The following is a 23,338-nucleotide window of genomic DNA, read 5'->3' on the forward strand; positions in this document are numbered from 1 at the left end:
ATGACCCAGACGCCCTCCATTCAGGATCTCATCCTGCAACCGATCGAAACGATCATCCCGCATCGCGGCACCATGCTGCTGATCGATGCCGTGAGCACTTTCAGCGAAGACGCACTGAGCGCGCGTGCCACTGTTCATGCCGACGCGTGGTATGCCGACGCCGACGGGGCGATGCCCGCATGGATCGGCATCGAGTTGATGGCGCAGGCCATCGCGGCGCACGTCGCGCTGCTGGCCATGCGCGGCGGTGGCCAGGCGCGCCCCGGTGTGCTGCTCGGCTCGCGCAGCTATCGCGCTTTGCAACCGTCGTTTGCCGGCGATGCCCAGTTGCTGATCCACGCAACAGAATTGCTGCGCAGCGAAGAAGGCCACGGCGCCTACGAATGCACGATCCATCATGGCGACGTGTGTTGCGCCGAGGCGGTCATCAAGATCTTTCAGCCGCGTGATTTTCAGTCATTCATCGAAGGGAGTTTCAGTTCATGAGCCGGCGTGTTCTCGTTACCGGCGCAAGCCGCGGCATCGGCCGTGCGATTGCGTATCAGTTGGCCGCCGACGGCTTCGCGGTGTCGGTGCATTGCCGCACGGGCCGCACCGAAGCCGAAGCCGTGGCAACGGGCATTGCCGCGCAAGGCGGTTCGGCGCGCGTGCTGCAATTCGATGTGCGCGATCGCGCCGCGTGCCGCGAAGTGCTCGAAGTGGATGTTGTGGCGCACGGCGCGTACTACGGCATCGTATGCAGCGCGGGCGTGACGCGCGACGCCGCGTTCCCTGCGCTCACCGAAGAAGACTGGGACATCGTGATCGAAACCGGTCTCGACTCGTTCTACAACGTCGTCCATCCGCTGACCATGCCGATGGTGCGGGCGAAAAAGGGCGGGCGCATCGTCACGATCGCGTCGGTCTCCGGCGTGATGGGCAATCGCGGCCAGGTCAACTACAGCGCGGCGAAGGCCGGCCTGATCGGCGCATCCAAGGCGCTCGCCGTCGAACTGGCGACGCGCAACATCACCGTCAATTGCGTCGCGCCGGGTTTGATCGATACCGGCATGCTCGACGACATGCCGCTCGAGCAGGCATTGAAGACGGTGCCGATGAACCGCGTCGGCCAGCCTGCCGAAGTGGCGTCCGTGGTCAGCTTCCTGATGTCCGATGCGGCCTCGTATGTCACGCGTCAAGTGATCGGCGTCAATGGTGGGATGGTGTAATGAAACGCGTCGTCATTACGGGCATGGGGGGCGTCACGGCGTTCGGTGACGACTGGAACGCAATCGAAGCACGCCTGAAGAGCGGCGTGAACGCGGTGCGCCGGATGCCTGAGTGGGATTACTTCGAGTCGCTGCACACGCGGCTCGCGTGTCCGTTGCCGGGTTTCACGGTGCCTGCGCATTATCCGCGCAAGAAAACCCGCTCGATGGGGCCGGTGTCGATGTACTCGGTGCGCGCGAGCGAGCTGGCGCTCGCCGACGCGGGCCTCGCCGGCGACACCAGCATCAAGGACGGCCGCATGGGCGTCGCCTACGGTTCGTCGTCGGGCTCGGTGCAGCCGATTCGCGCGTTCGGCACGATGCTCGAAACCGGCTCGATGAGCGACGTCACGTCGAACAGCTACGTGCAGATGATGCCGCACACCACGGCGGTCAACGTCAGCCTGTTCTGGGATCTGAAAGGGCGGATCATTCCGACCTCGTGCGCGTGCGCATCGGGCAGCCAGGCGATCGGCTACGCGTATGAAGCGATCCAGGCCGGCAAGCAGACGCTGATGCTGGCGGGCGGCGCGGAAGAAATGTCGGGCCCGGCGGTCGCCGTGTTCGACACCTTGTACGCCACCAGCACGCGCAACGACGAGCCGCATCTCACGCCGCGTCCGTTCGACGCCGCGCGCGACGGCCTCGTGGTCGGCGAAGGCGCGGCGACGCTGGTGCTCGAAGAATACGAACACGCGGTGGCGCGCGGCGCGCAGATTCACGCGGAGATCGTCGGCTTCGGCTGCAATTCGGACGGCGCGCATATGACCCAGCCGACCGCCGAAACCATGGCGCTGGCCATGCAGCTCGCTTTGAAAGATGCGCAACTGCCGCCCGAAGCGATTGCCTACGTGAACGCGCACGGCACCTCGACGGACCGCGGCGACATCGCCGAAAGCCATGCGACCGCGCAGACCTTCGGCGCACGCATGCCGATCAGTTCGCTCAAGAGCTATGTCGGCCACACGCTCGGTGCGTGCGGTGCACTGGAGGCGTGGTGGACCATCGAGATGATGAAGCGCAACTGGTATGCGCCGACCTTGAATCTGGAGAACGTCGATCCGGCCTGCGCATCGCTCGACTACATCGTCGGCACAGGCCGTGAGATCGACGCCGAATATGTGATGAGCAACAACTTTGCATTCGGCGGCATCAACACGTCGCTGATTTTCAGGCGCGTTCGATGAGCGTGCCACTGCAACGCGTGGTCGTCACCGGCATGGGGATCGTGTCGTGCCTCGGCAATACGCTCGACGACGTGTCCGCCGCGCTGCGCGCGGGCCGCTCGCGCATCGAGCGGATCGACGCGTGGCGTGAGCGCGGTTTTGGTTCGCAGGTGGCGGGCGTCGCATCGGTCGCGCAGGAGCCGCCGTTCGATCGCAAGCTCGAACGCTTCATGGGCGACACCGCGCGCTTTGCGTGCCATGCCGCGAAGAAAGCGATCGACGATGCCGGGCTCGACCTCGCCGCGTTGCGTTCGCCGCGCGCCGGGACGGTGATTGGTTCGGGCGTCGGCACGATGTCGAGTTACGACGTGTCCATGTCGATTGCGAATACCCGCGGCGTCGACAAAGTGCCGCCGTATACGGTTCCGCATGCGATGAGCAGCACCGCGTCGGCCAACGTCGCGCAAGTGTTCGGACTCGAGGGCGTGAGCTATTCGCCATCGTCGGCATGCACGACGTCGGCGCTCGCCATCGGCCAGGCGATGCAGTTGATCCAGACCGGCCGCCAGCACATCGTGCTGGCCGGTGGCAGCGAGTCCTTGCACGACAACATGACGCTGATGTTCGACGCCATGGGCGCACTGTCGCGCAACTTCAACGACACGCCGCAGCGCGCTTCGCGTCCCTACGACACGGCACGCGACGGCTTCGTGATCGCCTCGGGCGGCGGTGTGCTGGTGCTCGAATCGCTCGATCATGCGTTGGCGCGTGGAGCCCGCATTTACGCCGAGCTGACCGGCTTCGGCGACTGCACGGACGCGGCCGGCATGGTCACGCCGCGTGCGGCAGGCATCGCACGAGCAATGCGCGGTGCGTTGAGCGAAGCGGGCAAGCGTCCGGACTACATCAACACACACGCACCGTCGACACCGCTTGGCGATGTCGAGGAATTGCGCGCTTTGATTGACGTATTTGGCGCTGAAGTCCCCGCGTTTTCGTCGACCAAGGGTATGACCGGGCATCCGCTCGGCGCATGCGGCGCGCACGAGGCGATCTACACGTTGCTGATGATGCGCGACGGTTTCATCGCGGGGACGGCAGGCATCGAGACGCCGGAGCCGGGCGTCGTCGGTATGCCGCTCGTGCGCACGACGCGTGACGCGCGCATCGGCACCGCGATGTCGATTTCGTTCGGGTTCGGCGGCAGTTGCGCAAGCCTGATGTTTGAAGTGTGGCAGGGCGGCTGAACCGGCCGTCATTTAAAAAAACGAGGGCAATAAAAATGAAAAAACGTTTTGTACTGGGTGCACTGGCAGTGGTGGTGCTGACGCAAACGGGGTGCGCCACGGACGTGAAGTCGGTGCCGCTCGCGGCGGCCGGCGGCCAGTCGCGCGGTGGTGTGCAGATCTATTTTGGCCAGCAGAGCCACCCGGCAGTGAAGAGCCAGTTGGGCGATGTGTCCTATTCTGTGCGGATCGCGCGCAAGGTGGCGAATCCGGATGACGCATGCCACGAAGCGCTTGCCCAAGCCGTGCAGAAGCTGCGCGCTGCAGCCCACGAACGCAACGCCAACGCCGTGATCGACGTGTCGACGCGCTTTCATAGCACCGAGAGCAACTCGTCGACCGACTTCACCTGCGGCGTGAGCCCGAGCGCGGCCGCCATCGCCGTGAGCGGCCAGCTTGTCGTGCTGGAAGCGAACTAGGTCGAATCGAACACGCAAATAAGCACGCAAATAAGCACGCCGTGATGCTTACCAGGGCGGTGGCATGCCACCGCCCTGGCGAGATTCAATCTGCCTTGACTGCAGCGACATTGACCAACGTTTCCCGACGCTTGCCAGGCTGCGGGTGGTACATGCCGAGGCGTTCCAGCAGGCCGAAGTCTTTCGCGCGGCTCCACCAGAGATACGGCAGCGAGACGTTGCGCTGCTCGAAGCGGAAACCGCCGCGGCGGATCATGTCGAGGTACCCGTCCGCGCTTTTCTGCACATGCATGGGATGACGGAACAGCAGCCGGATCACCCACGATTTGATGTACGCGTCGGTGGATTCGGCGAACAGCAGGATGCCGCCTGGTTTGAGCACGCGGCGGAATTCGGCGAGCGCGCGGTCCTGCTCGACGAGATGGTGGAAAGTTTGATGGCAGAACACGATGTCGGCGCTGGCATCGGGCAGCGGTAATTTCGCGCAGTCGCCGTGCAGCACTTCGATATCGGCGAGCTTGTCGCGGCACGCGCGGGCTGCATTGGCGGCAAGCGCCAGCGACGGTTCGTGAAAATCGACGCCGACAAGGCGGCGCGGCTTGAACGCTTCGGCAAGCAGGTGGAACGAAATGCCTTGCCCGCAGCCGACGTCGACGATAACCGGCGCGGCTGGCAAGGGCGCGTCGATCAGGCGTTTGAGGTCGTTGATCGCGACCCGCAGGACGTGATGTTCCCACGTGTAAGTGCGCAGGAACCAGATCCCGAAGGCCGTTTCCGGCACGAAAGGCACACTGGATGTTTCGGATGGCGACACGCTGGGCTCCCCGACGAAATATTGTTCTTGCTGTGAAGCGTAATTGTAACGAAAAGTAAGGGCGCAGCGTAACGCTGTTCCGTGCAAGCAAACGATTGAGGCAACCTTGAGTACACATTCGTCAAAGCGCATAACTGTCGACGTAGCGATCATCGGTGCGGGTCCGGCAGGCGCAGTCGCGGCGGCGCTCTTGCGCCGGGCGGGCCGTTCGGTGCTGGTGCTGGAGCGCCAGCATTTTCCGCGCTTCTCGATCGGCGAAAGTCTGCTGCCGCAAAGCATGGCCTACCTCGAAGAGGCGGGCATGCTGCAGGCGGTGGTCGAAGCCGGTTTCCAGTACAAGAACGGCGCGCATTTCGTTTACCGCGACCAGTCGTCGGCGTTCGACTTCCGCGACAAGCATTCGCCGGGGTGGGGCACCACGTACCAGGTCGAGCGCGCGGTGTTCGACGATATTCTGATTCGCTGCGCGGCGGAGCAGGGCGCCGACGTGCGCTTCGGCCATACGGTGCGTGCGATGCAAACCGGTGAAAATGGCAGCAAGCCGGTGCTCGACGTGATCGACGAAGCGGATAACGCGTATGAAGTGGAGGCGTACTTCGTGTTCGACGCGAGCGGTTTCGGCCGCGTGCTGCCGCGCTTGCTGAACCTCGAAGCGCCTACGCGCATGCCGACACGTGCCGCGATCTTCACGCACGTACGCGATGGCATTCCGGCTGGCGCGACCGATCGCAACAAGATCTGCGTGGCGACGCACCCGGAGCGCCGCGACGTGTGGTTCTGGATGATTCCGCTGGCGGGCGGCCGGTCGTCGGTGGGATGCGTTGCCGAGGCCAGTTTCCTCGATGTGCCGGAGGCTGAGCGCGACGCGAAACTGCGGGCGTTGATCCAGCAGGAGCCGACGCTCGGGCCGTTGATCGGCAATGCACCGTTCCTGATGCCGGTGCGTCATATCGGCGGCTACGCGGCGAACGTCGAGCGTTTACATGGACCGGGTTATGCGCTGCTCGGCAATGCGGGTGAATTTCTCGATCCGGTGTTCTCATCCGGCGTGACGATTGCGTTGCGTTCCGCGCACCTCGCGGTGCAGACGTTGAACCGGCAACTAAATGGCGAACAGGTCGATTGGTCGGCCGCTTACGACGTACCGTTGCGCAAGGGGATCGATACGTTCCGCGCGTTCGTCGAGCGTTGGTACACGGGCGAGCTGCAGGACATCATTTTCTATCCGGACCAGACGCCTTCGATTCGCCGCATGATCAGTTCAGTGCTGGCGGGTTACGCGTGGGACGAAACGAATCCGTATGTCGCCGATCCGGTGCGGCGCTTGAATGCGTTGCATGAGGTGTGCACGCATCGTTGATCAAGGCTGTAAGCATCGGAACATTTCCATGCTCCGCACGGGCAAAAGAAAACGGCGCTTCTGTAAAGAAGCGCCGTTTTTCTCAATCGACTGAGTCCGCTAGAGAGTCAAGCAGGCCATCCAATCAGGCCGCGATCTTCGCCACGCGCGGCGCATGCTGACGCACGTCGTCGCGACGATGCACGCGCTTGCCCGCGGCATATGTTTCGTAGATCGCGCGGTCGTCGCCGAGCAGCGCGAACGCGAACAGCAGTTCTTCGAGCGATTCGGTGCGTGCGGTACGGCGTGCGAGCAGCGGCGTGGCCTGCGGATCGAGCACGACGAAGTCGGCTTCCGACTTCGGCTTCAGCGTGCCGACCTTGTCGGCCAGATCGAGCGCTTCGGCCGCCCCTGCGGTGGCGAGATAGAACATGCGCGTGGCCGTCAGATGATGACCAGTCAACCGCGCGACCTTGTGCGCTTCGTTCATGGTTTGCAGCATCGAGAACGAGGTGCCGCCGCCTACATCGGTTGCTAGCGCGATCGGCATGCCGGCTTCGTCGGCCTTGTCGAAGTCGAACAGGCCGCTGCCGAGGAACAGGTTCGAGGTCGGGCAATGCGAGGCGACCGTGCCGGTTTGCGCCATGCGTTTGCGGTCTTCCTCGTCGAGGTAGATGCAATGGCCGTACACCGCGCGGCGGCGCAGCAGGCCGTAGTGATCGTAGATGTCCAGGTAGCTGCGGTGGCCCGGGAACAGATCGGCGACCCATTTCACTTCGTCGGTATTCTCCGCGACGTGGCTCTGGATGAAGATGTCCGGATGCTTGCCCGCCAGTACGCCGCATGCTTCGAGTTGCGCTTCGGTCGAGGTCGGCGCGAAACGCGGCGTGAGCGCGTACATCTGGCGGCCACGGTTGTGCCAGCGGCCGATCAACTCGGCGCTGTCGTCATAACCCGATTGCGCGGTGTCGCGCAGAAACTCGGGGCAGTTGCGGTCCATCAGCACCTTGCCGGCCACCATGCGCAAATTGCGTGCTTCGCTCTCGGTGAAGAGGGCGTCGGCCGATTCCTTGTGGACCGTGCAATACACGAGCGCGGTGGTCGTGCCGCAAGCCAGCAGCTCTTCGACAAAGAAGCTTGCCGTATCGCGTGCATACGCCGGATCGGTGAAACGGCGCTCGGTCGGGAACGTGTACGTGTCGAGCCACGGCAGGAGACCCGGCGCCGGCGACGCGATCATGTCGGTCTGCGGATAGTGAATGTGCGTATCGATGAAACCCGGCACGATCAGCTTGTCGCGCATTTCCTGCACCTGGGTGCCCGGCGCGAGTTGCGACGCGAGCGCTGCATACGCGCCCGCTGCGACGACATGGCCGTCTTCGACGATCAGCAAACCGTCCTCGTTGAAGACCGCCGCGTTGGGCGATTGCGCAGGGTCGCCGTTGAAGGTCAGCAGTTGTGCGCGGAACGCTGATTGTGTCGGTTGAGTCATGGAAAAACCGTCTCCGTATTTGTGAGGAGCTAAACAGCGCAGACGGCGGCTTGATTCCGGGTCCGAAACGAACCCGTGCCGCCGCCGGCTGCCATTCATTGGCCCGTCAGTGCGGGCCGCCTGGGTGCCAGTGCGCGTCGAGCTTCGCGATCAGTTCGCTGCGTTGCTCGGGCGTGACGAACGACGCTTCGAAGCTGTTGCGGATGATCGTGTAGACCTCGGCATCGTTGAGCTTCAACGCGTCGATCGTGGCGAAATAGTTGGCGTTCACGTAACCGCCGAAATAAGCCGGATCGTCGGAATTCACCGTGACGGCGACGCCGCGATCGAGCAGGTCCTTCAGCGTGTGCTTGGTCATGTCGTCGAACACGCAGAGTTTCAGGTTCGACAGTGGGCACACGGTCAGCGCGACGCGCGAATCGGCGAGACGCGTGACGAGCGCCGGGTCTTCGATGCTGCGCACGCCGTGGTCGACGCGGTCCACTTTGAGCAGGTCGAGCGCTTCGTAGATATACGACGGCGGGCCTTCTTCGCCCGCATGGGCGACCAGTTTCAGACCGAACGCGCGTGCCTTGGCGAAGACGCGTTCGAACTTCGAAGGCGGGTGGCCGCGTTCGGACGAATCGAGACCCACGCCGATCAGCCGATGTTTGTATTGCTCGAACAGCGGCAGCGCTTCTTCGAACGTGGCGAGCGCGTCTTCTTCCGATAGGTGACGCAGGAAACACAGAATCAGCTTGCTCGTCATACCGCGCTTTTCCGCATCGGCCAACGCGCGATCAATGCCTGCGACGACGGTTGCGATCGGCACGCCACGCTCCGTATGCGTCTGCGGATCGAAGAAGATTTCGCTGTGGATCACGTTGTCGGCGAGACAGCGCTCGACATACGCCGTCGTCATGTCGTAGAAGTCCTGCTCGTGCAGCAGCACGCTCGCGCCGGCGTAGTAGATGTCGAGGAACGATTGCAGATCGGTGAACGCATACGCGGCGCGCAGCGCTTCGATCGACTCGTACGCGAGCTTCACGCCGTTGCGTTCGGCAAGCGCGAAGATCAGCTCGGGTTCGAGCGAGCCTTCAATATGAATGTGCAACTCGGCCTTCGGGGCGCGAGCGGTTTTCTCAATGAGTGCCGTGGGGGTAGCGGTTGTTGTATTCATGGTCGGTCAGAAGTTCGTTGGAGTCGTTTCGCGCCGGATGCGGGATGCAGGACAGAACGCAATCGCTGTGGGGCGGCAGGTCGATTGTGCGGCAAATCAGACCGTCTGCGCCGCGTGCGCGCCCGCATTCGCCTCTACTGCCTGCAACACTTGAGCAGCCGCGGAAATCGCAATGATCTCCGGCGACTTGTCGACGATACCGTCGACGCCGAGCGGGCACTTCATCCGCGCAATCTGCGAAGGATCGATGCCACGCGCGGCCAGCCGATGTTCGAACTGCTTGCGCTTGCTGTGCGAGCCGATCATGCCGAAGAACGCGAAATCGCCGCGCCGCAGAATGCGCTCGGCCAACTCGAGATCGCGCGCATGGTTGTGCGTCATCACGATGAAGTACGTGTGCGGCGCAGCCTGGTCGATGGCTTCGTCGGGTGCATCGTTCGGATCGATCTTCACGTTGGGCGCACGCAGCGTCTCCACGGGGGGAAACTGCGCGTCGCGTTCGTCGACCCAGCGTACCGTGCAAGGCAACGTGGCCAGCACGCGAACCAGCGCCGCGCCCACGTGACCGGCGCCGAACAGCACGACCTGGAAATCGCCTGGCGCGATGGTTTCGGTGAGCAGCGCGCCGCTGTCGTCGAAACCGGCGCCGTCCCACAGCAGGCAGTCGGAGGCATCGACACCCGGTTCGGGGTCGGACAGCATCACCGCATCCGGTGCGGGGCCGAATGATACGCTACGCACCGTCGAAAGGCCCGCGGCCACGCGTTTCGCGAGCGAGGTGATCCAGCCGAGGTCGCCGATGTCGAGGCGTTCAAAGGCGAGAATCACGGCGCCGCCGCAGCACTGGCCGAGACTGGGGCCAAGCGCGAAACGTTCGAGGCGGCGCATATGCGGCGAGCGCATGCCGTCGCGCAGCACCTGGCGCGCGGTCTCGATGGCTTTCCATTCGAGGTGCCCGCCGCCGATCGTGTGCTTGGCCGAATCGCGTGTGACGATCATCTTGGTGCCGGCTTCGCGGGGCGCCGACCCTTCGACGCGTGCGACCGTCACCAGCACGGCGGCGTCGCCGTGCGCGAGCAGTTGTTGCAGGTCAGGTAGCCAGGCTTGCATCCGGCGGTTCTCCATACATGGCCGCGCGGGGTGTCCGTGCGGCCGGTTGAGTGTGGCGGGACGCGTTCGTGTCGCGTCGGGCCCAGGCTTTAAGTTGCTTAACGTCGTTCAACGCTTCATCAATTTGCTAAACCGGCGTGGTGGCGGATGTGGCTGCGGCTGCCGCTTCCGTTGCTTGTTCCGTCGGCTGTCCTGTCGCGGGTTCTGTCGTCGTCGCGGGCGATTGCAACGCGTCCAGCGCGTCGAGAATCGCTTCAGGTGTCGCCGGCGCGCGAAGCTGCGGTGCGTTTTCCGCGCCCGGCACCGCGGCCGCGACCGCGTCACGAATCGCGAGGAACACCGAGAACGGCAACAGCAGTGGCGGCTCGCCTACTGCCTTCGAATGGAACACGGTCGGCTCGACGTTCTGATTCTGATAAAGCTGCACGTTAAATGCCGCGGGCGTATCGCTGACGGCGGGAATCTTGTAGATCGACGGCGCGTGCGTCATCAGGCGGCCATCGCGGTTCCACCACAATTCTTCGGTGGTGAGCCAGCCCATGCCCTGAATGAAGCCGCCTTCCACCTGGCCGAGATCGATCGCCGGATTGATCGATTGGCCGGCGTCGTGCAACACGTCCGCTCGCACCAATTTCCATTCGCCGGTCAGCGTATCGATCACTACTTCCGACACGGCCGCACCGTAGGCAAAGTAATAAAACGGGTGACCGGTCAGCGTTTTCGCATCCCAGTGCACTTTCGGTGTCGTGTAGAACCCATCCGACCACAACTGCACACGGGCCAGATATGCGGCGGCGACCAGTTGCTCGAATGGCATCGCACCGCCGTTCACCGACACTTCACCGCTGGCGAATTCCACTGCATCGGCGGTGCCGCCGAGTTGCTTCGCCGCGAGTTTGGCGAGCCTGTCGCGAATGGTCCGCGCAGCGGCTTCGGCGGCTTTGCCGTTCAGGTCGCTGCCAGTGGAGGCGGCGGTCGCCGAGGTGTTGGCGATCTTCGACGTATCGGTCGCCGTCACGCGCACGCGCGAAAGCGGCAGGCCGAGCTGGTTCGCGACGACTTGCGCGACCTTCGTATTCAGTCCCTGGCCCATTTCGGTGCCGCCGTGATTGACGAGGACCGAACCGTCTTTGTACACGTGCACCAGCGCGCCGGCCTGATTCAGAAACGGCACGTTGAACGAGATGCCGAACTTCACCGGCGAGAACGCGAGGCCGCGTTTGAGCACAGGACTTTTTGCGTTGAACGCGGCGATCGCGTCGCGGCGCGCGCGGTAGTCGCTGGTTGCAAGCAACTCATCCGTTAGCGGGGCGATGATGTTGTCTTCGACTGGCTGTCCGTACGGCGTCGTGTCGCGTTCGCCGATGCCGTAGTAGTTGGCGAGGCGCACGTCGAGCGGATCGCAGTGCAATTGACGCGCGATGCTGTCGAGCATCACTTCCATCACCAGCGCGCCTTGCGGGCCGCCGAAGCCGCGGAATGCGGTGTTCGATTGCGTATTGGTCTTGCAGCACAGCGCGACGATGTCGACGTCGGACAGGTAGTACGCGTTGTCGAAGTGACAGACGGCACGGGTTGCGACCGCACCGGACAAGTCAGCGGAATAGCCGGCTCGCAAGGCAATTTCGACGCGTGCGCCGAGGATGCGGCCGCTATCGTCAAAGCCTGCTTCGTATTCGTAGACCGCGTCGTGGCGCTTGCCGGTGATCATGAAATCGTCGTCGCGGTCGGCACGTAGTTTGACCGGCCGGCGCAGCAGCTTCGCCGCCAACGATGCCACACACGCAAACACCGCCGATTGCGATTCCTTGCCGCCGAAGCCGCCACCCATTCGCCGGCATTCGCACACGACGTTGTGCGCCGGCCAGCCGAGCATATGCGCGACGACCTGCTGCATTTCGCTCGGATGCTGCGTCGAACTGTAGACGAGCATGCCGTCCATTTCCTTCGGCACGGCGTACGCGATCTGGCCTTCGAGATAAAACTGTTCCTGGCCGCCGACTTCGAACGTGCCGCGGATCTTATGCGGCGCGGCAGCGATTTTCGCATCGGGTTCGCCGCGCCTCAGATGCAGCGGCGGCAGGACGAACTGCTTATTGGCTTTCGCTTCGGCGGGAGTGAGGACGACCTCGAGCGGTTCATATCGCACGACGTCATCGCTTTTCGCCAGCGCTGCCGCGCGCCGCGCGAGATCATGACTTTCGGCGATCACCGCGAACACCGGTTGACCGAGATACAGCACTTCGTCCACAGCGAGAATCGGATCGTCGTGCAGCACCGGGCCGCAGTTGTTCTCGCCGGGGATGTCTTCGGCGGTCAGCACGGCGATCACGCCAGGCGCTTTTCTGACAGCGTCCAGATCGAGCGACACGATCCGGGCGTGTGCATGCCGCGACAGCCCAAGCGCCGCGTGCAGCGTGCCTTGCAATTCGGGGACGTCGTCGGTGTAGGTGGCTTCGCCGCTCACGTGCAGCGCGGCCGATTCGTGCGGCAAGGAGATGCCGATCGCCGTCTCGCTCTCCTGAGCGGCGGCGTGCCTGGCAGCATGTTCGACGAAAGCATCGGTCCGGTTCATCACGACGACTCCTTCGCAACGGCCGCGTCGGGCGCGCCGGCTTCGTACGCGAACGCATTCACGTCGAAGAGGGCGAGCGGCGCGTCATCGCGCGTTTCGAGGTGGAAGCGCCACAACAGGTTGCGCGCCACCTTCAGTCGATAGGCGCTCGAGGCGCGCATGTCGGTGAGCGGCTGGTAATCGGCGACGAGTGCGTTCATCGCTTGCCGCGCGGTGCTTTCGTTCCATGTTGCGCCATTCAGCGCGGCCTCGGTTTGCGCGGCGCGTTTAGGCGTCGCAGCCATGCCGCCGAATGCAATACGGGCTTCCCTGATCGCGCCGTTTTCGCCGATGTGCAGCGCGAATGCGGCGCACACCGCGGAGATGTCCTGATCGTAACGCTTTGACACTTTGTAGGTGCGGAAGCGCAGATCACGCGCCGGACGCGGCACGCGCAGCGCTGCGACGAATTCGCCGGCCGCGAGCGCGGTTTTCTGATAGCCGAGGTAGAACGCGTCGAGCTTCAGCGTGCGGGTTTTGGCGCCTTGGCGCAGCACGACTTCGGCGTCGAGCGCGAGCAGCGCAGGCATCGAATCGCCGATTGGCGAGCCGTTCGCGACGTTGCCGCCGAGTGTGCCGGCATTGCGGATCGGCAGCGACGCGAAGCGCGTCCACATCTCGGCCAGTTCCGGGTAGTCGACGGCGAGCGCCGCGTAGGCGTCTTCGAGCGTCACGGCGGCGCCGATTGTCAGCGTCTGCGCATCGCGCTCGATCGTCTTCAATTCGGCGACGTTGCCGATGTACAGGATGTCGCCGAGATCGCGGAACTGCTTGGTGACCCAGAGGCCGACATCGGTGCTGCCGGCCAGCAGACGCGCTTGCGGATGCTCGGCGCGCAGTTTGGCGAACGCGTCGAGCGAGATCGGTGCATGGAAAGTGGGCGAGCCGAACGTGGCGCCACGCGTATCGGGCGCGCTGTACTCGAAGGTGTCGCGGCGTTGGATCTCACGCAGCTTGTCGGCGACCGCCTTGCGGTCCAGCGTCACGCGTGGGTATTGCGGATAGTCGAACATTTTCTGCGACGCATCGACAATCGGCCGGTAGCCAGTGCAGCGGCACAAATTGCCGGACAGCGCGGCGTTGATCTCATCGCGGGTGGGCAGGCCGGCGGCGGCCGGCTGGTTTTCATACAGCGCCCACATCGACATCACGAAGCCGGGGGTGCAGAAACCGCACTGCGAGCCGTGGCAATCGACCATGGCCTGTTGGACTGGGTGCAGGGCGCCATCGGCGGCGCGCAGGTCTTCGACGGTGAAGAGGGCTTTGCCGTCCAGCGTCGGCAGGAACTGAATACAGGCGTTGACCGCTTTCAGCGCGAGCCCGCCTTGTGCATCCAGTTCGCCAATCACCACCGTGCAGGCGCCGCAGTCGCCCTCCGCGCAACCTTCCTTGGTGCCCGTGCAATGCAAGTCCTCGCGCAGGTGCTGAAGCACGGTGCGCGACGCCGGGACGCCCGCGACCTCACGGACGGACCCCTGGTGATAAAAGCGGATGGTTTGCGTTGTCATGGCGAATCCGAAAGACAGTGCGGACCGGGCGCGCGTTACGCATGGGGTCGCGCCAAAGCCGGCCTCGCGCACGTAGATCGCCATCCAGTTCCGAAGATAGCACTACCTCGTCCCGAAAAGATTTCCCAACTCGCATGAAGCTTATTCGGAAGCGGTCATGAGATAAGTACGATTCGCGCCAGGGCGGGAAGTTGCGTGAGGCGGGATGAGTGGCGCAAAGCCTTGAGGGACGGGGCACGGCGAGAAAAGGGGGCGGAGCGGACGTGAAAACGCCGGCCTTCAACCCGTCAGAGAAGACGGATCAAAGGCCGGCGCCGATTCAATCAGATCGACCGGAAGCGCCGATCAGGCGATCCGGCGGTGATTCTTAACCAGGCTCAGCGCCAGCGGCACGAAAGCCACGACGAACGCCACCAGCGACCAGGTGGGCAGCGACAGGCCCAGAATCGGCGGATAGGCTGTTTCGCAGAGCCCTGCCACTTTGAAGACGCCCGGCAGCCACTGCGCGGGCGGCAAGCTGTCGACCACCGGCTGCAGCGCGTCAAAGCCGCAACTGAAGCCCGGATTGGCCTGCACATAGACGTGCCGGGCGGCGGTCACGATGCCGCCCAGGGCCGACAGGGCCGCCAGCACTTCCAGCAGCCGCACGCCACGCCAACTGTTAAAGCGCGCGCCGAGGAACGCAAAAATCGCGATCAGCAGGAAGAAATACCGCTGGATGATGCACAGCGGACACGGGTCTTCGTGCAAGCCGTATTGCAGATACAACGCGCCGGCGACGAGGCCGACGCAGATCAGGCCAAGCAGAACCAGCAGGGAGCGCTCGCGGCGCAGCATCGCATTGTCGTTATTCATGGGTCGTGTGGCTGTCTGGAAACGAAAAGGGCGGGTGCCCGCGATTCTAGCGCGAACCCCCGCCCTGGCGCTTATCGCGCTTTTAAGTCGCAATCCCCGCTCAGTGTCTGCGCCGTATCCCGTTCAGCGCCCCAATCAGCGAATCGCGTTGAGCACCGCCTGGGCGCCGCGGCCGATGGCCAGCAAGGCGTCGTCGGCGTGCGGTGCGCCTGCCAGCATCAGGCCGACGGGCGCGTCGCCGCGCAGATGGCAAGGCAGCGACAGCGCGCAGGCGTCGAGGAAGTTGAACACGCTGGGGTTGCGCAGGATCAGCGCGTTGGTGCGGCCAAATGCTTCATCGTCGTCGATCAGATCGGCCACGCGCGGCGGCACCACCGGCACGGTCGGTGCGACCACCGCGTCGAAACGCTGCCACAGCGTGCGTGCGGCTTCGTCGAGCATGGCCTGGCGCTCGGCGAGCAGGTCCAGATAGTCGACGGCGCTGGCCGGCTGGCCTTTCAGGATGCGTACCAGCACGCGCGGATCATATTGATCGCGGTGCTTTTCCAGCAGCGGACGGTGCCATGCATACGCTTCGATCGGCGAAAAGCCGAAGCGGTTGATCTCGGGCAGACGGTCGAGCGGTGCAAAGCGCACTTCCGTGACGATCGCGCCGGCCGCTTCCAGATGTTTGAGCGCCGTGTCGATCGCGGCGGCGACCGCCGGTTCGACGCCGTCGGTCACGAAATTGGTCAATACGCCAAGGCGCACGCCTTCGAGCGGCCGGGCCGCCGGAATGCGCGGCTCGAGCCCGGCCAGCATGCGGTCGACCAGCGCGCAGCACGCCACTGAGACGCCGATCGGCCCGAACGAATCCAGTGTGGAAGAGAGCGGTACGCCGCCTTGCTTCGGAATGCGATCAGCGGTCGGCTTGAAGCCCGTCAGGCCGCACAGCGCAGCCGGAATGCGGATCGAACCGCCGGTGTCAGTGCCGAGCGCGACGGCCGCCATGCCGTCCGCGACCGACGCCGCCGCCCCCGACGACGAGCCGCCCGAAATCCGCTCGTCGCCCTTCACGTCGCGCTGATACGGCGACAGCGGATGTCCGTAGTGCGGGTTCAGGCCGAGTCCGGAAAACGCGAACTCGCTCATATTGGTGCGCCCGACGATCACCGCGCCCGCCCGTTTCAGGCGCGCGACCGCGACCGCGTCCGCTTTGGCGGCGGGCGCGTCGGCTAGCACCACGGAACCGGCGCGGGTCGGCTGCCCTTCGATATCGAACAGATCTTTGACCGACACCGGAATCCCGGCGAGCGGCGAGAGGACGGTGCCGGCGGCGCGCAGGCGGTCGTGCGCATCGGCCGCGGCGCGGGCGCTGTCGGCGTCGACGTGCATGAAAGCGACCGCACCCTGGCCGGCAGGATCGGCGATCCGTTCGAGCGCGGTTTCAACGAGCGCGCGGCTCGTGGTGCGGCCGGCGGCGAGGTCGGCGGCAAGCTGGGCGAGCGGCGGGAAGGGCGTGAATTCGGTGGCCATGATGTCGGGAGAATCCGGTTGAACCGGGGGAAGCCGGTTAAGGTGGATGGGAAGCGGTCGAGAGATTCGGTCGATGGGACGCGGTCGATCAGATGCGGTTGAAAAGCGTCGCGCGGAACGCTTCGATATGCTTTTGCACCGATTGGCGGGCGCCTTCGGCATCGCGTTCGCGCAGCAGGCGAAACAGCTCCAGATGTTCTTCGTGGACGTCTTCGAGATGATGCAGCTCGGACAGCGAAATGAACCAGAAGCGCAGCGAGCGTTCATGCAGCCCACGCAGAATGTCGGCCAGCACCGGGTTGCGCGACGCCGCCGAAATCGCCAGATGAAACTCGCGGTCGATATCCATCATGCCTTCGATATCGTGCGCCGCGACGCACACCGACGAGCGGTCCAACAAGGCCTGCATCGCGTCGAAATCGTGTTGCTGCGCATGGCGCGCGGCCAGCTCGACGCAGTAGCTTTCGTTGACGAGCCGCACGTCGATGATCGCCAGCACATCGTCGAGCGAAACCGGGCGGACCATGATGCCCTTTCTCGGCATGATGGTCAGCATGCCCTCGTGCACCAGCCGGTGCAGCGCCTGATGCACGGGCGTTCTGCCGATGCCGGTCAGCACCATCAATTCCGCTTCGTTGAGTACCTCGCTTGGCCGCAGGCGCATCGTGATGATCTCGCGCTTGACGAAGGCATAGGCCTGTTCGGCGAGGCTGGCCGTGGCGGTCTCGCGGGGGGTACTGGAGCGGCGGGCAGTCTGCAAAAGCGTCATGTGAAGAAGGTGCGGGCGTTGTCGTCCGCATTGTAGAACAAGGTTTTGCGCGGACGGCGCCGGGTGGGCGGTTGCTCACCCGGCGCCGTTTGCGCATGACGCGTGGTTCTCACACGTCACAGCAATCACGGCAATCACAACGTGTCAGGCGCTCCTCGGCGTCACCGCCGCTGCGTGCTGCACCTTGACGCGCGGCATCATCAACGTAACCAACCCGCCGACGATCAACGCCCCCGCGATCAGCACCAGCCCGAAGGTCACGCTATGCGTCGCATCTTTGACGATGCCGAGCACATACGGGCTCACATAGCCGGCAAGGTTCGCAATCGAGTTGATCACGGCGATGCCGGCCACGGCTGCGGAGCCTTGCAGGAACGTGGTGGACATCGACCAGAAAATCCCGAAGCCCGCCAGAATGCCGATGTAGGCGATCGACAAACCAGTGACGGCGAGCGGAATCGAATTGGTCACCGAGGCGCTGCCGAGCAGGCCCGCCGCGCCGATGAAGCAGCATACGGCGTAATGCCAGCGCCGTTCGCCTGTGATATCCGACGAGCGGCCGATCAGAATCATGCCGATGCCCGCCGCGAGATAAGGAATCGCGGTGACGAAGCCGTTCGTAACGAGATTCGTGACGCCGAGGTCTTTGACGATCTGTGGCAGCCAGAACGAGAAGCCCGCATTGCCGGTGACGAGGCAGAAGTAGATCAGCGTCAGCAGCCAGAAGCGGCCCGAGCGCAAGGCAACCGCCAGACTCTGCTCGGCGCCGGCTGCCGCAGCGGCCGTGTTTTCACGCGAGAGGCGGGTGAGGATCACGCGCTTTTCGTCGTCGGTAAGCCAGGCGGCTTCGGCGGGCGTGTTGCGCAACACGGCGAGCGCCCAGAAGCCGGCGAGGATCGACGGAATACCTTCGATCAGGAACATCCACTGCCAGCCGCGCAAGCCGTGAGCTTCATGCAGCGCCGACATCAGAAAGCCCGACAACGGCGCGCCGATGATCCCTGCCACCGGAATCGCCGCCATGAACACGGCGACCATCCGCGCGCGCCGGTCGGACGGAAACCAGAAGGTCAGATACAGCACCACGCCCGGCACCAGTCCGGCCTCGGCGACGCCGAGGAAAAAGCGCAGCACGTAGAACATCGTTTCCGAGCGTACGAACATCATCAGACACGACAGCAGCCCCCACAGCATCGTGATGCGGGCGATGGTGGCGCGCGCGCCGAACTTCTTCAGCAGCAGATTGCTCGGTACCTCGAACACGAAATAGCCGAAGAAGAAGATCCCCGCGCCGAGTCCGTAAGCCGCGTTCGAAAGCCCGAGGTCGCCGGTGAACTGCAGCTTCGCGTACCCGATGTTGACGCGGTCCAGATACGACAGCACGTAGACGAGAAACAGGAACGGCATGATGCGCCAGGTGATCTTGCGCAGGGCGGCGGCTTCGAGCCACGCGTCGGAAGACGCGTCGGCGTTGGCGGATAGCGAAGGGGGATTCATGGGTGCCTCATTCGACGATAGGTAGCGCGTGCACGCGGTAAGCGTGGCGCAGCGTGCGGTTCAGGATGGGGTCGTGCAGTTCGAGTTCGAGCGCGTCGCCGTCGGCCATCCCGACGATGCCGCCTTGTACCGCCAGCGTGCCGCAGAACATCGCGGCGCCATCCGCTACGGGCGCGCGTTCCAGCAGATCGGCGGCCGGCAGCAGCGACGCGACGGTGCCTTGCTGGTAGACGCGCCGCTCGCCGTTCTTTGTCACGGCGAAAGCACGCAATTCGAGCTGATCCCAGTGCCCGGCGACATCGTCGAAACGCCATGCGTCGCGTGCGAGCGGTTTCGGGCAGACCTGTTTGGAGACGGTGACGCCGTAGGCCTCGACTTCGCGGTCAGTATGGTCGGAGCCGACGGTGACGAAGAGCCCCGCCTTCGAGCGCACCAGCACGCACTCGGCTTCACCGCTCGACTTCACACCAACCACGTCGATCTGTTCGGCCTGCGTCAGCAGCTCGGCGCCGAGGCGGTAGAAGCAGGGTGTGGTCGACGGCCGCTTCACGCCGAGTTCCGCCAGTTCGGCGATGTGATGCTCGATCGCCGCCTGATCGCGCCCGGCCCAACCGGCGATCGTCAGTCGATTCACTTCGACGATATCGGCGCGACTGTCGCCGGAACGATTTACGACATTGAAGGACACCTGCATCACCCGACTCCCAAGAAAATATGCGGCAAATATTATTGTGATATTTCACTGGCGTCCAGCGTGTCAAAAAAGTTTCGGGCCTACGGTCCGGTTGCTAGGCCCCTGATCCGGCCAATCCCACGCCCTTTCGACGTTTGCGCGATTCGGCGCGTCGTGCGGGTGCGTTACACTGCGTTTTTGAGACATTACTTTTTGTAAGGGGCGCATCAATGCATCATGGCATCGGCTTCATTCAGGATCTGGCGGTCGTGATGGCGCTTGCCGGCGTCGTCACCGTGCTGTTCCATCGCCTGAAGCAGCCGGTGGTGCTGGGCTACATCGCCGCGGGCGTGATCATCGGGCCGTACACGCCGCCGTTCCAACTGATTCACGACGAGCAGACCATCCAGACGCTCGGTGAACTCGGCGTGGTGTTCCTGATGTTTTCGCTCGGACTCGAATTCAGCCTGCGCAAGCTGTTCAAGGTCGGCGCGACGGCGATCGTCGCGGCGCTCTCCGAAATCGTGCTGATGCTTTGGATCGGCTATGAGATCGGCAGCGCGTTCGGCTGGAGTTCGATGGACTCGCTGTTCCTCGGCGCGATTCTCGCGATCTCGTCGACGACCATCATCGTCAAGGCGCTCTCCGAGCTGGGCCTGAAGCGCGAGGGCTTCGCGCAACTGGTGTTCGGGATTCTGATCGTCGAGGATATTCTCGCCATCGCGATGCTGGTGCTGCTCTCCGGCATTGCGCAGACAGGGCAGTTGAGCGCGGGTGTCGCCGTCGTGACGCTCGGCAAGTTGCTGCTCTTCATGACGGTGTCGTTAGTGGTGGGCATTCTGGTCGTGCCGCGCGCGCTGAACTACGTGGCGCGCGCCAAGAGCGACGAAATGCTGCTGGTGTCGGTGCTCGGCTTCTGCTTCGGCTTCTGTCTGCTGGTGGTGAAGCTCGATTACAGCATTGCGCTTGGCGCTTTCCTGATCGGCGCGATCATGGCCGAGTCGCGCCATCTGCATCGGATCGAGCACCTGATCGCGCCACTGCGCGACGCCTTTTCCGCGATCTTCTTCGTGACGATCGGCCTGATGCTGAACCCGGCCGTGCTGGTCGACTATGCCTGGCCGATTGCGGTGATTACGGTGGCGGTGATCGTCGGCAAGATCGTGTCGTGCGGGCTCGGCACTTTTCTCGCGGGCAAGGATGGGCGCACGGCGATGCGGGTCGGCATGACCGTTTCGCAGATCGGCGAGTTCTCGTTCATCATTGCGTCGCTCGGTTTGACCTTGAAGGTGACGAGCGCGTTTCTGTATCCGATAGCGGTGGCCGTCTCCGCTTTGACCACGCTTTTCACGCCTTACCTGATTCGTGCCGCCGATCCGCTGACGCAGCGTCTCGGGCAGGCGATGCCACGCACGCTCGTCAACGTGTTCGGCATGTACGGGCAGTGGCTGCGTAGTTTGAGCACGGGAACCGGCGAGCCGACGCTGTTCAGCATGACGCGGCGGATCATTTTGCAGATTGCCGTCAATCTCGCGCTGGTCGCGGCGATCTTCCTGATCGTGTCGTATAGCGCGCCTTATACCAGCACCTTGCTCGGGCAGTGGATGAATTCCGAGCCGATGCAGCGCGTCGTGCTGTGGAGCATCGCGCTGGTGCTGTCGATGCCGTTCCTGGTCGCGGTCTATCGCAAGACCAAGTCGCTTGCGTTGTTGCTCGCCGAGGTGAGCGTGCAGCCGGCGACAGCGGGGCGCTTCACCAGTGCGATTCGTTACGCGATCTCCGACCTGGTGCCGGTGGTCTCGATGGTCGGCGTGTTTCTGCTGGTCGCGGCGCTCTCCAGCAGCATCTTGCCGCCGACGGGTCTCCTGACTGTGGTGCTGGTGTGCGCTGCGCTACTGCTGGCGCTGGTGTGGCGCTGGTGCGTGAAAATCCATGCGGCGATGCAGATCGCTCTGCGCGAAACGTTCGAAGAACAGCCGGATCCCTGAGTTGGACGACCTGCGTTATGAACCGCAACAATGTGAGTAATTGTGTGCGGGTTTGCCGGGCTTGCCGCGCTAGCGGATAATCAGGGCATATTCATTCGTTCGCGTGGAAGGGGCCTGTCTGACTGTCATGAGCGAAAACAAACCTGAAAACACCGGTAAGCCCGGCAGCCCATCGTCGCCTTCGGCGACGCCAGCGTCCTCAACGCCCTTAAGGCCTTCCACGTCGTCCGGCGCAACTCCCGGCGCGTCGAAACCCGACGTTTTGCCGCCTGAGCCGGCGGCCTCGTTACCGCTTTCCCACGAAGATTCCATCCAGTCCCCGATCAAGGACGTGGTCGCGCCGTCGGCTGCATTGCCGGCTGCCGGGGAGGCCGCGGCGAGATCGTCGACCGACGACCCTGACAGCGCATCCACTGTCACCCCCACCGATGCGCAGACGGCGCGGCAACGCGACGCGGCTGAAGCACGCAGTTCAGCGGCTGCGTCGACCGCACAGCAGGAGGCCGAGGTTCACGAGCGGGCGGCACGCAAGGCGGGACAGGCCTACAAGAGTCCAGCCACACCTCCTGGCACGCTCGAGAGCAGCGAACCGCTCACCGGCGAATTGAGCGCTCCGGCCGACGAAGCTGCCCTCACCGGAAACGAGGAAAAAGCGCAAGAAGCGGCCGCTTCCGCCCGCCGGGCCGGCTCGCCGCCGCCGGGTTTCGGCGCCGCGCCTGACTTCACCGCAACGAACCCGCCGCCGCCGAATGCGTTGCCGCCGTCGCCGCCGCGCTATCTGCGGCAAAGCGATTCGGCGTGGACCGTGTTCGGCCGCATCATCGCGGCGCGCGCGCGTCAGTTATTCGATCGCGCTGGCCAACGGATCACGCAGCGCACGCTGCGCATCGGCGTGTCGGCGCGCATCTTTCACCCGGAACCGGGTGCGAAGGGGCTGCGGGGCAAGACGCTGCAATACCTCGAGGAATCGATTGCGCACTGGGTGATGTCGCGCGACGTGCTGGTGTTCATGATTCCGACGGTTGGCCATCAGGGCATGCTGCACCCGAGCAATATCCGTTTGCGCGACTACGCGAAGCATCTCGACGGTCTGCTGCTGCAAGGCGGCGCGGACGTCTCGCCGCAATCGTACGCGGAACAGGCGACGAGCCCCGAGTGGCCGGGCGACCGCGTGCGCGACATGTACGAACTTGAACTGCTGCATGAGTTCATCGAGTCGGGCAAGCCGGTGCTCGGCGTGTGCCGCGGTTGCCAGTTGATCAACGTGGCGTTCGGCGGCACCTTGTACCAGGATATCGCCACCGAAGTGCCGACCGCCGGCACGCACGTCAACGAGCACTACGATCAGCATCGGCACGGCATTCACTTCCCGGACGGCTCGACGCTGGCCAATATGTTTCCGGGCCGGCGCGAGGCAATCGTCAACTCGATTCACCATCAGGCGGTCAAAACCATCGGCCGCGATCTGAATATCGAGGCGGTGTCGGCGTCGGACGGCATCATCGAGGCCGTGCGCTATCGGCGTGCGCCGTTTGTGATGGGCGTGCAGTGGCACCCGGAGTTTCATCGCGCGGGCGGTCCGGAGTTGCTCGATTGCACGCCGTTGCTCGACACCTTCCTGCGAGTGGCGCGCGAAACGCGGTTTTAAGGCCACACCTTTAAACCGCGCTTTCGAGTTTCGAGTCCGGTCTTTCAAGCACGATTGTCACGGGCCGCCGCCATGTTTGGCGGCGGCGCCCCGTGAGGTTGTTTTCCCACTGCGGCTTTCCGTTCGTCTTCGCTTCGCTATCAGGGCCTTTACGGGTTATGCGGGTGATGCACCGGTCATCGTCGGTGGCTTATCAAGCTGCTGCCTATCTCCATATTGCAGCTCTGCTTGATGTTGGA

General features: G+C 64.0%; 19 protein-coding genes. 8 read left to right on the forward strand and 11 right to left on the reverse strand.

The window, feature by feature from the left end:
- Genes M0D67_RS05365 through M0D67_RS05385 form a run of 5 tightly spaced genes read left to right on the forward strand, consistent with a single transcriptional unit; the run spans position 1 to position 4,118 of the window.
- On the forward strand, positions 1-486 hold the full coding sequence (locus M0D67_RS05365; protein WP_154559949.1) for a hotdog family protein: 486 nt from the start codon (positions 1-3) through the stop codon (positions 484-486).
- Positions 483-1,208, forward strand: coding sequence for a 3-ketoacyl-ACP reductase FabG2 (locus M0D67_RS05370; RefSeq protein WP_154559950.1), 726 nt, complete (start codon positions 483-485; stop codon positions 1,206-1,208). The genes M0D67_RS05365 and M0D67_RS05370 overlap by 4 nt, the downstream gene beginning before the upstream one ends.
- Positions 1,208-2,434 (forward strand): beta-ketoacyl-ACP synthase, encoded by a 1,227-nt coding sequence (locus M0D67_RS05375; protein ID WP_266237635.1) that lies wholly within the window; start codon positions 1,208-1,210, stop codon positions 2,432-2,434. The genes M0D67_RS05370 and M0D67_RS05375 overlap by 1 nt, the downstream gene beginning before the upstream one ends.
- Positions 2,431-3,660 carry a beta-ketoacyl synthase N-terminal-like domain-containing protein gene (locus M0D67_RS05380; protein ID WP_154559952.1) on the forward strand — a complete coding sequence of 410 codons (1,230 nt, stop codon included), beginning with the start codon at positions 2,431-2,433 and terminating at the stop codon, positions 3,658-3,660. The genes M0D67_RS05375 and M0D67_RS05380 overlap by 4 nt, the downstream gene beginning before the upstream one ends.
- Positions 3,661-3,695: 35 nt before the next feature.
- On the forward strand, positions 3,696-4,118 hold the full coding sequence (locus M0D67_RS05385; RefSeq protein ID WP_154559953.1) for a signal peptidase: 423 nt from the start codon (positions 3,696-3,698) through the stop codon (positions 4,116-4,118).
- 85 nt (positions 4,119-4,203) lie between these two features.
- Here M0D67_RS05385 and M0D67_RS05390 read toward each other — a convergent pair whose 3' ends face one another.
- On the reverse strand, positions 4,204-4,932 hold the full coding sequence (locus tag M0D67_RS05390) for a class I SAM-dependent methyltransferase (RefSeq protein WP_168435659.1): 729 nt from the start codon (positions 4,930-4,932) through the stop codon (positions 4,204-4,206).
- A 106-nt stretch (positions 4,933-5,038) separates the two neighbouring features.
- On the opposite strand from M0D67_RS05390, the gene M0D67_RS05395 reads away from it, so the two are divergent.
- The gene (locus M0D67_RS05395) at positions 5,039-6,292 is read left to right on the forward strand and encodes an NAD(P)/FAD-dependent oxidoreductase (protein ID WP_154559954.1); all 1,254 of its coding nucleotides are present in this window, start codon (positions 5,039-5,041) and stop codon (positions 6,290-6,292) included.
- 124 nt (positions 6,293-6,416) lie between these two features.
- On the opposite strand, the gene guaD is transcribed toward M0D67_RS05395, so the two are convergent.
- From guaD to M0D67_RS05445, 10 genes are all read right to left on the reverse strand, one after another.
- The gene (guaD, locus tag M0D67_RS05400; protein ID WP_154559955.1) at positions 6,417-7,763 is read right to left on the reverse strand and encodes a guanine deaminase; all 1,347 of its coding nucleotides are present in this window, start codon (positions 7,761-7,763) and stop codon (positions 6,417-6,419) included.
- A 106-nt stretch (positions 7,764-7,869) separates the two neighbouring features.
- A complete protein-coding gene (locus tag M0D67_RS05405; RefSeq protein WP_154559956.1) occupies positions 7,870-8,922 on the reverse strand; it encodes an adenosine deaminase in 1,053 nt (350 codons plus the stop codon).
- Between the two features lie 96 nt (positions 8,923-9,018).
- On the reverse strand, positions 9,019-10,032 hold the full coding sequence (gene xdhC / locus M0D67_RS05410) for a xanthine dehydrogenase accessory protein XdhC (RefSeq protein ID WP_154559957.1): 1,014 nt from the start codon (positions 10,030-10,032) through the stop codon (positions 9,019-9,021).
- A 127-nt stretch (positions 10,033-10,159) separates the two neighbouring features.
- Positions 10,160-12,607 carry a xanthine dehydrogenase molybdopterin binding subunit gene (gene xdhB / locus M0D67_RS05415; RefSeq protein WP_266237640.1) on the reverse strand — a complete coding sequence of 816 codons (2,448 nt, stop codon included), beginning with the start codon at positions 12,605-12,607 and terminating at the stop codon, positions 10,160-10,162.
- Positions 12,607-14,154 carry a xanthine dehydrogenase small subunit gene (xdhA, locus tag M0D67_RS05420; protein ID WP_171927763.1) on the reverse strand — a complete coding sequence of 516 codons (1,548 nt, stop codon included), beginning with the start codon at positions 14,152-14,154 and terminating at the stop codon, positions 12,607-12,609. Before xdhA ends, xdhB begins: the two co-directional genes overlap by 1 nt.
- A 345-nt stretch (positions 14,155-14,499) precedes the next feature.
- On the reverse strand, positions 14,500-15,009 hold the full coding sequence (locus tag M0D67_RS05425) for a disulfide bond formation protein B (RefSeq protein ID WP_154559960.1): 510 nt from the start codon (positions 15,007-15,009) through the stop codon (positions 14,500-14,502).
- 135 nt (positions 15,010-15,144) lie between these two features.
- The gene (locus M0D67_RS05430; RefSeq protein WP_154559961.1) at positions 15,145-16,524 is read right to left on the reverse strand and encodes an amidase; all 1,380 of its coding nucleotides are present in this window, start codon (positions 16,522-16,524) and stop codon (positions 15,145-15,147) included.
- An 88-nt stretch (positions 16,525-16,612) separates the two neighbouring features.
- A complete protein-coding gene (locus M0D67_RS05435) occupies positions 16,613-17,293 on the reverse strand; it encodes a GntR family transcriptional regulator (protein ID WP_154559962.1) in 681 nt (226 codons plus the stop codon).
- A 144-nt stretch (positions 17,294-17,437) separates the two neighbouring features.
- Positions 17,438-18,790, reverse strand: a complete 1,353-nt coding sequence (locus M0D67_RS05440; RefSeq protein WP_154559963.1) for an MFS transporter — start codon at positions 18,788-18,790, stop codon at positions 17,438-17,440.
- A 7-nt stretch (positions 18,791-18,797) separates the two neighbouring features.
- Positions 18,798-19,484 carry a DUF2848 domain-containing protein gene (locus M0D67_RS05445; protein ID WP_154559964.1) on the reverse strand — a complete coding sequence of 229 codons (687 nt, stop codon included), beginning with the start codon at positions 19,482-19,484 and terminating at the stop codon, positions 18,798-18,800.
- A 209-nt stretch (positions 19,485-19,693) separates the two neighbouring features.
- Between M0D67_RS05445 and M0D67_RS05450 the strand changes: the two genes are divergently transcribed.
- The gene (locus tag M0D67_RS05450; protein WP_154559965.1) at positions 19,694-21,451 is read left to right on the forward strand and encodes a cation:proton antiporter; all 1,758 of its coding nucleotides are present in this window, start codon (positions 19,694-19,696) and stop codon (positions 21,449-21,451) included.
- A gap of 127 nt (positions 21,452-21,578) precedes the next feature.
- The gene (locus M0D67_RS05455) at positions 21,579-23,099 is read left to right on the forward strand and encodes a gamma-glutamyl-gamma-aminobutyrate hydrolase family protein (RefSeq protein WP_154559966.1); all 1,521 of its coding nucleotides are present in this window, start codon (positions 21,579-21,581) and stop codon (positions 23,097-23,099) included.
- The last annotated feature ends 239 nt before the right edge of the window (positions 23,100-23,338 follow it).

Source organism: Paraburkholderia sp. SECH4 (assembly GCF_030511745.1).
In the GTDB taxonomy this organism is placed as follows: domain Bacteria; phylum Pseudomonadota; class Gammaproteobacteria; order Burkholderiales; family Burkholderiaceae; genus Paraburkholderia; species Paraburkholderia madseniana.

Coding starts and splice junctions, on each gene's coding strand:
- M0D67_RS05365 (WP_154559949.1), top strand. CDS start 1: ATGACCCAGACGCCCTCCATTCAGGATCTCATCCTGCAACCGATCGAA.
- M0D67_RS05370 (WP_154559950.1), top strand. CDS start 483: ATGAGCCGGCGTGTTCTCGTTACCGGCGCAAGCCGCGGCATCGGCCGT.
- M0D67_RS05375 (WP_266237635.1), top strand. CDS start 1,208: ATGAAACGCGTCGTCATTACGGGCATGGGGGGCGTCACGGCGTTCGGT.
- M0D67_RS05380 (WP_154559952.1), top strand. CDS start 2,431: ATGAGCGTGCCACTGCAACGCGTGGTCGTCACCGGCATGGGGATCGTG.
- M0D67_RS05385 (WP_154559953.1), top strand. CDS start 3,696: ATGAAAAAACGTTTTGTACTGGGTGCACTGGCAGTGGTGGTGCTGACG.
- guaD (WP_154559955.1), bottom strand. CDS start 7,763: ATGACTCAACCGACACAATCAGCGTTCCGCGCACAACTGCTGACCTTC.
- M0D67_RS05405 (WP_154559956.1), bottom strand. CDS start 8,922: ATGAATACAACAACCGCTACCCCCACGGCACTCATTGAGAAAACCGCT.
- xdhC (WP_154559957.1), bottom strand. CDS start 10,032: ATGCAAGCCTGGCTACCTGACCTGCAACAACTGCTCGCGCACGGCGAC.
- xdhB (WP_266237640.1), bottom strand. CDS start 12,607: ATGAACCGGACCGATGCTTTCGTCGAACATGCTGCCAGGCACGCCGCC.
- xdhA (WP_171927763.1), bottom strand. CDS start 14,154: ATGACAACGCAAACCATCCGCTTTTATCACCAGGGGTCCGTCCGTGAG.
- M0D67_RS05425 (WP_154559960.1), bottom strand. CDS start 15,009: ATGAATAACGACAATGCGATGCTGCGCCGCGAGCGCTCCCTGCTGGTT.
- M0D67_RS05430 (WP_154559961.1), bottom strand. CDS start 16,524: ATGGCCACCGAATTCACGCCCTTCCCGCCGCTCGCCCAGCTTGCCGCC.
- M0D67_RS05435 (WP_154559962.1), bottom strand. CDS start 17,293: ATGACGCTTTTGCAGACTGCCCGCCGCTCCAGTACCCCCCGCGAGACC.
- M0D67_RS05440 (WP_154559963.1), bottom strand. CDS start 18,790: ATGAATCCCCCTTCGCTATCCGCCAACGCCGACGCGTCTTCCGACGCG.
- M0D67_RS05445 (WP_154559964.1), bottom strand. CDS start 19,484: ATGCAGGTGTCCTTCAATGTCGTAAATCGTTCCGGCGACAGTCGCGCC.
- M0D67_RS05450 (WP_154559965.1), top strand. CDS start 19,694: ATGCATCATGGCATCGGCTTCATTCAGGATCTGGCGGTCGTGATGGCG.
- M0D67_RS05455 (WP_154559966.1), top strand. CDS start 21,579: ATGAGCGAAAACAAACCTGAAAACACCGGTAAGCCCGGCAGCCCATCG.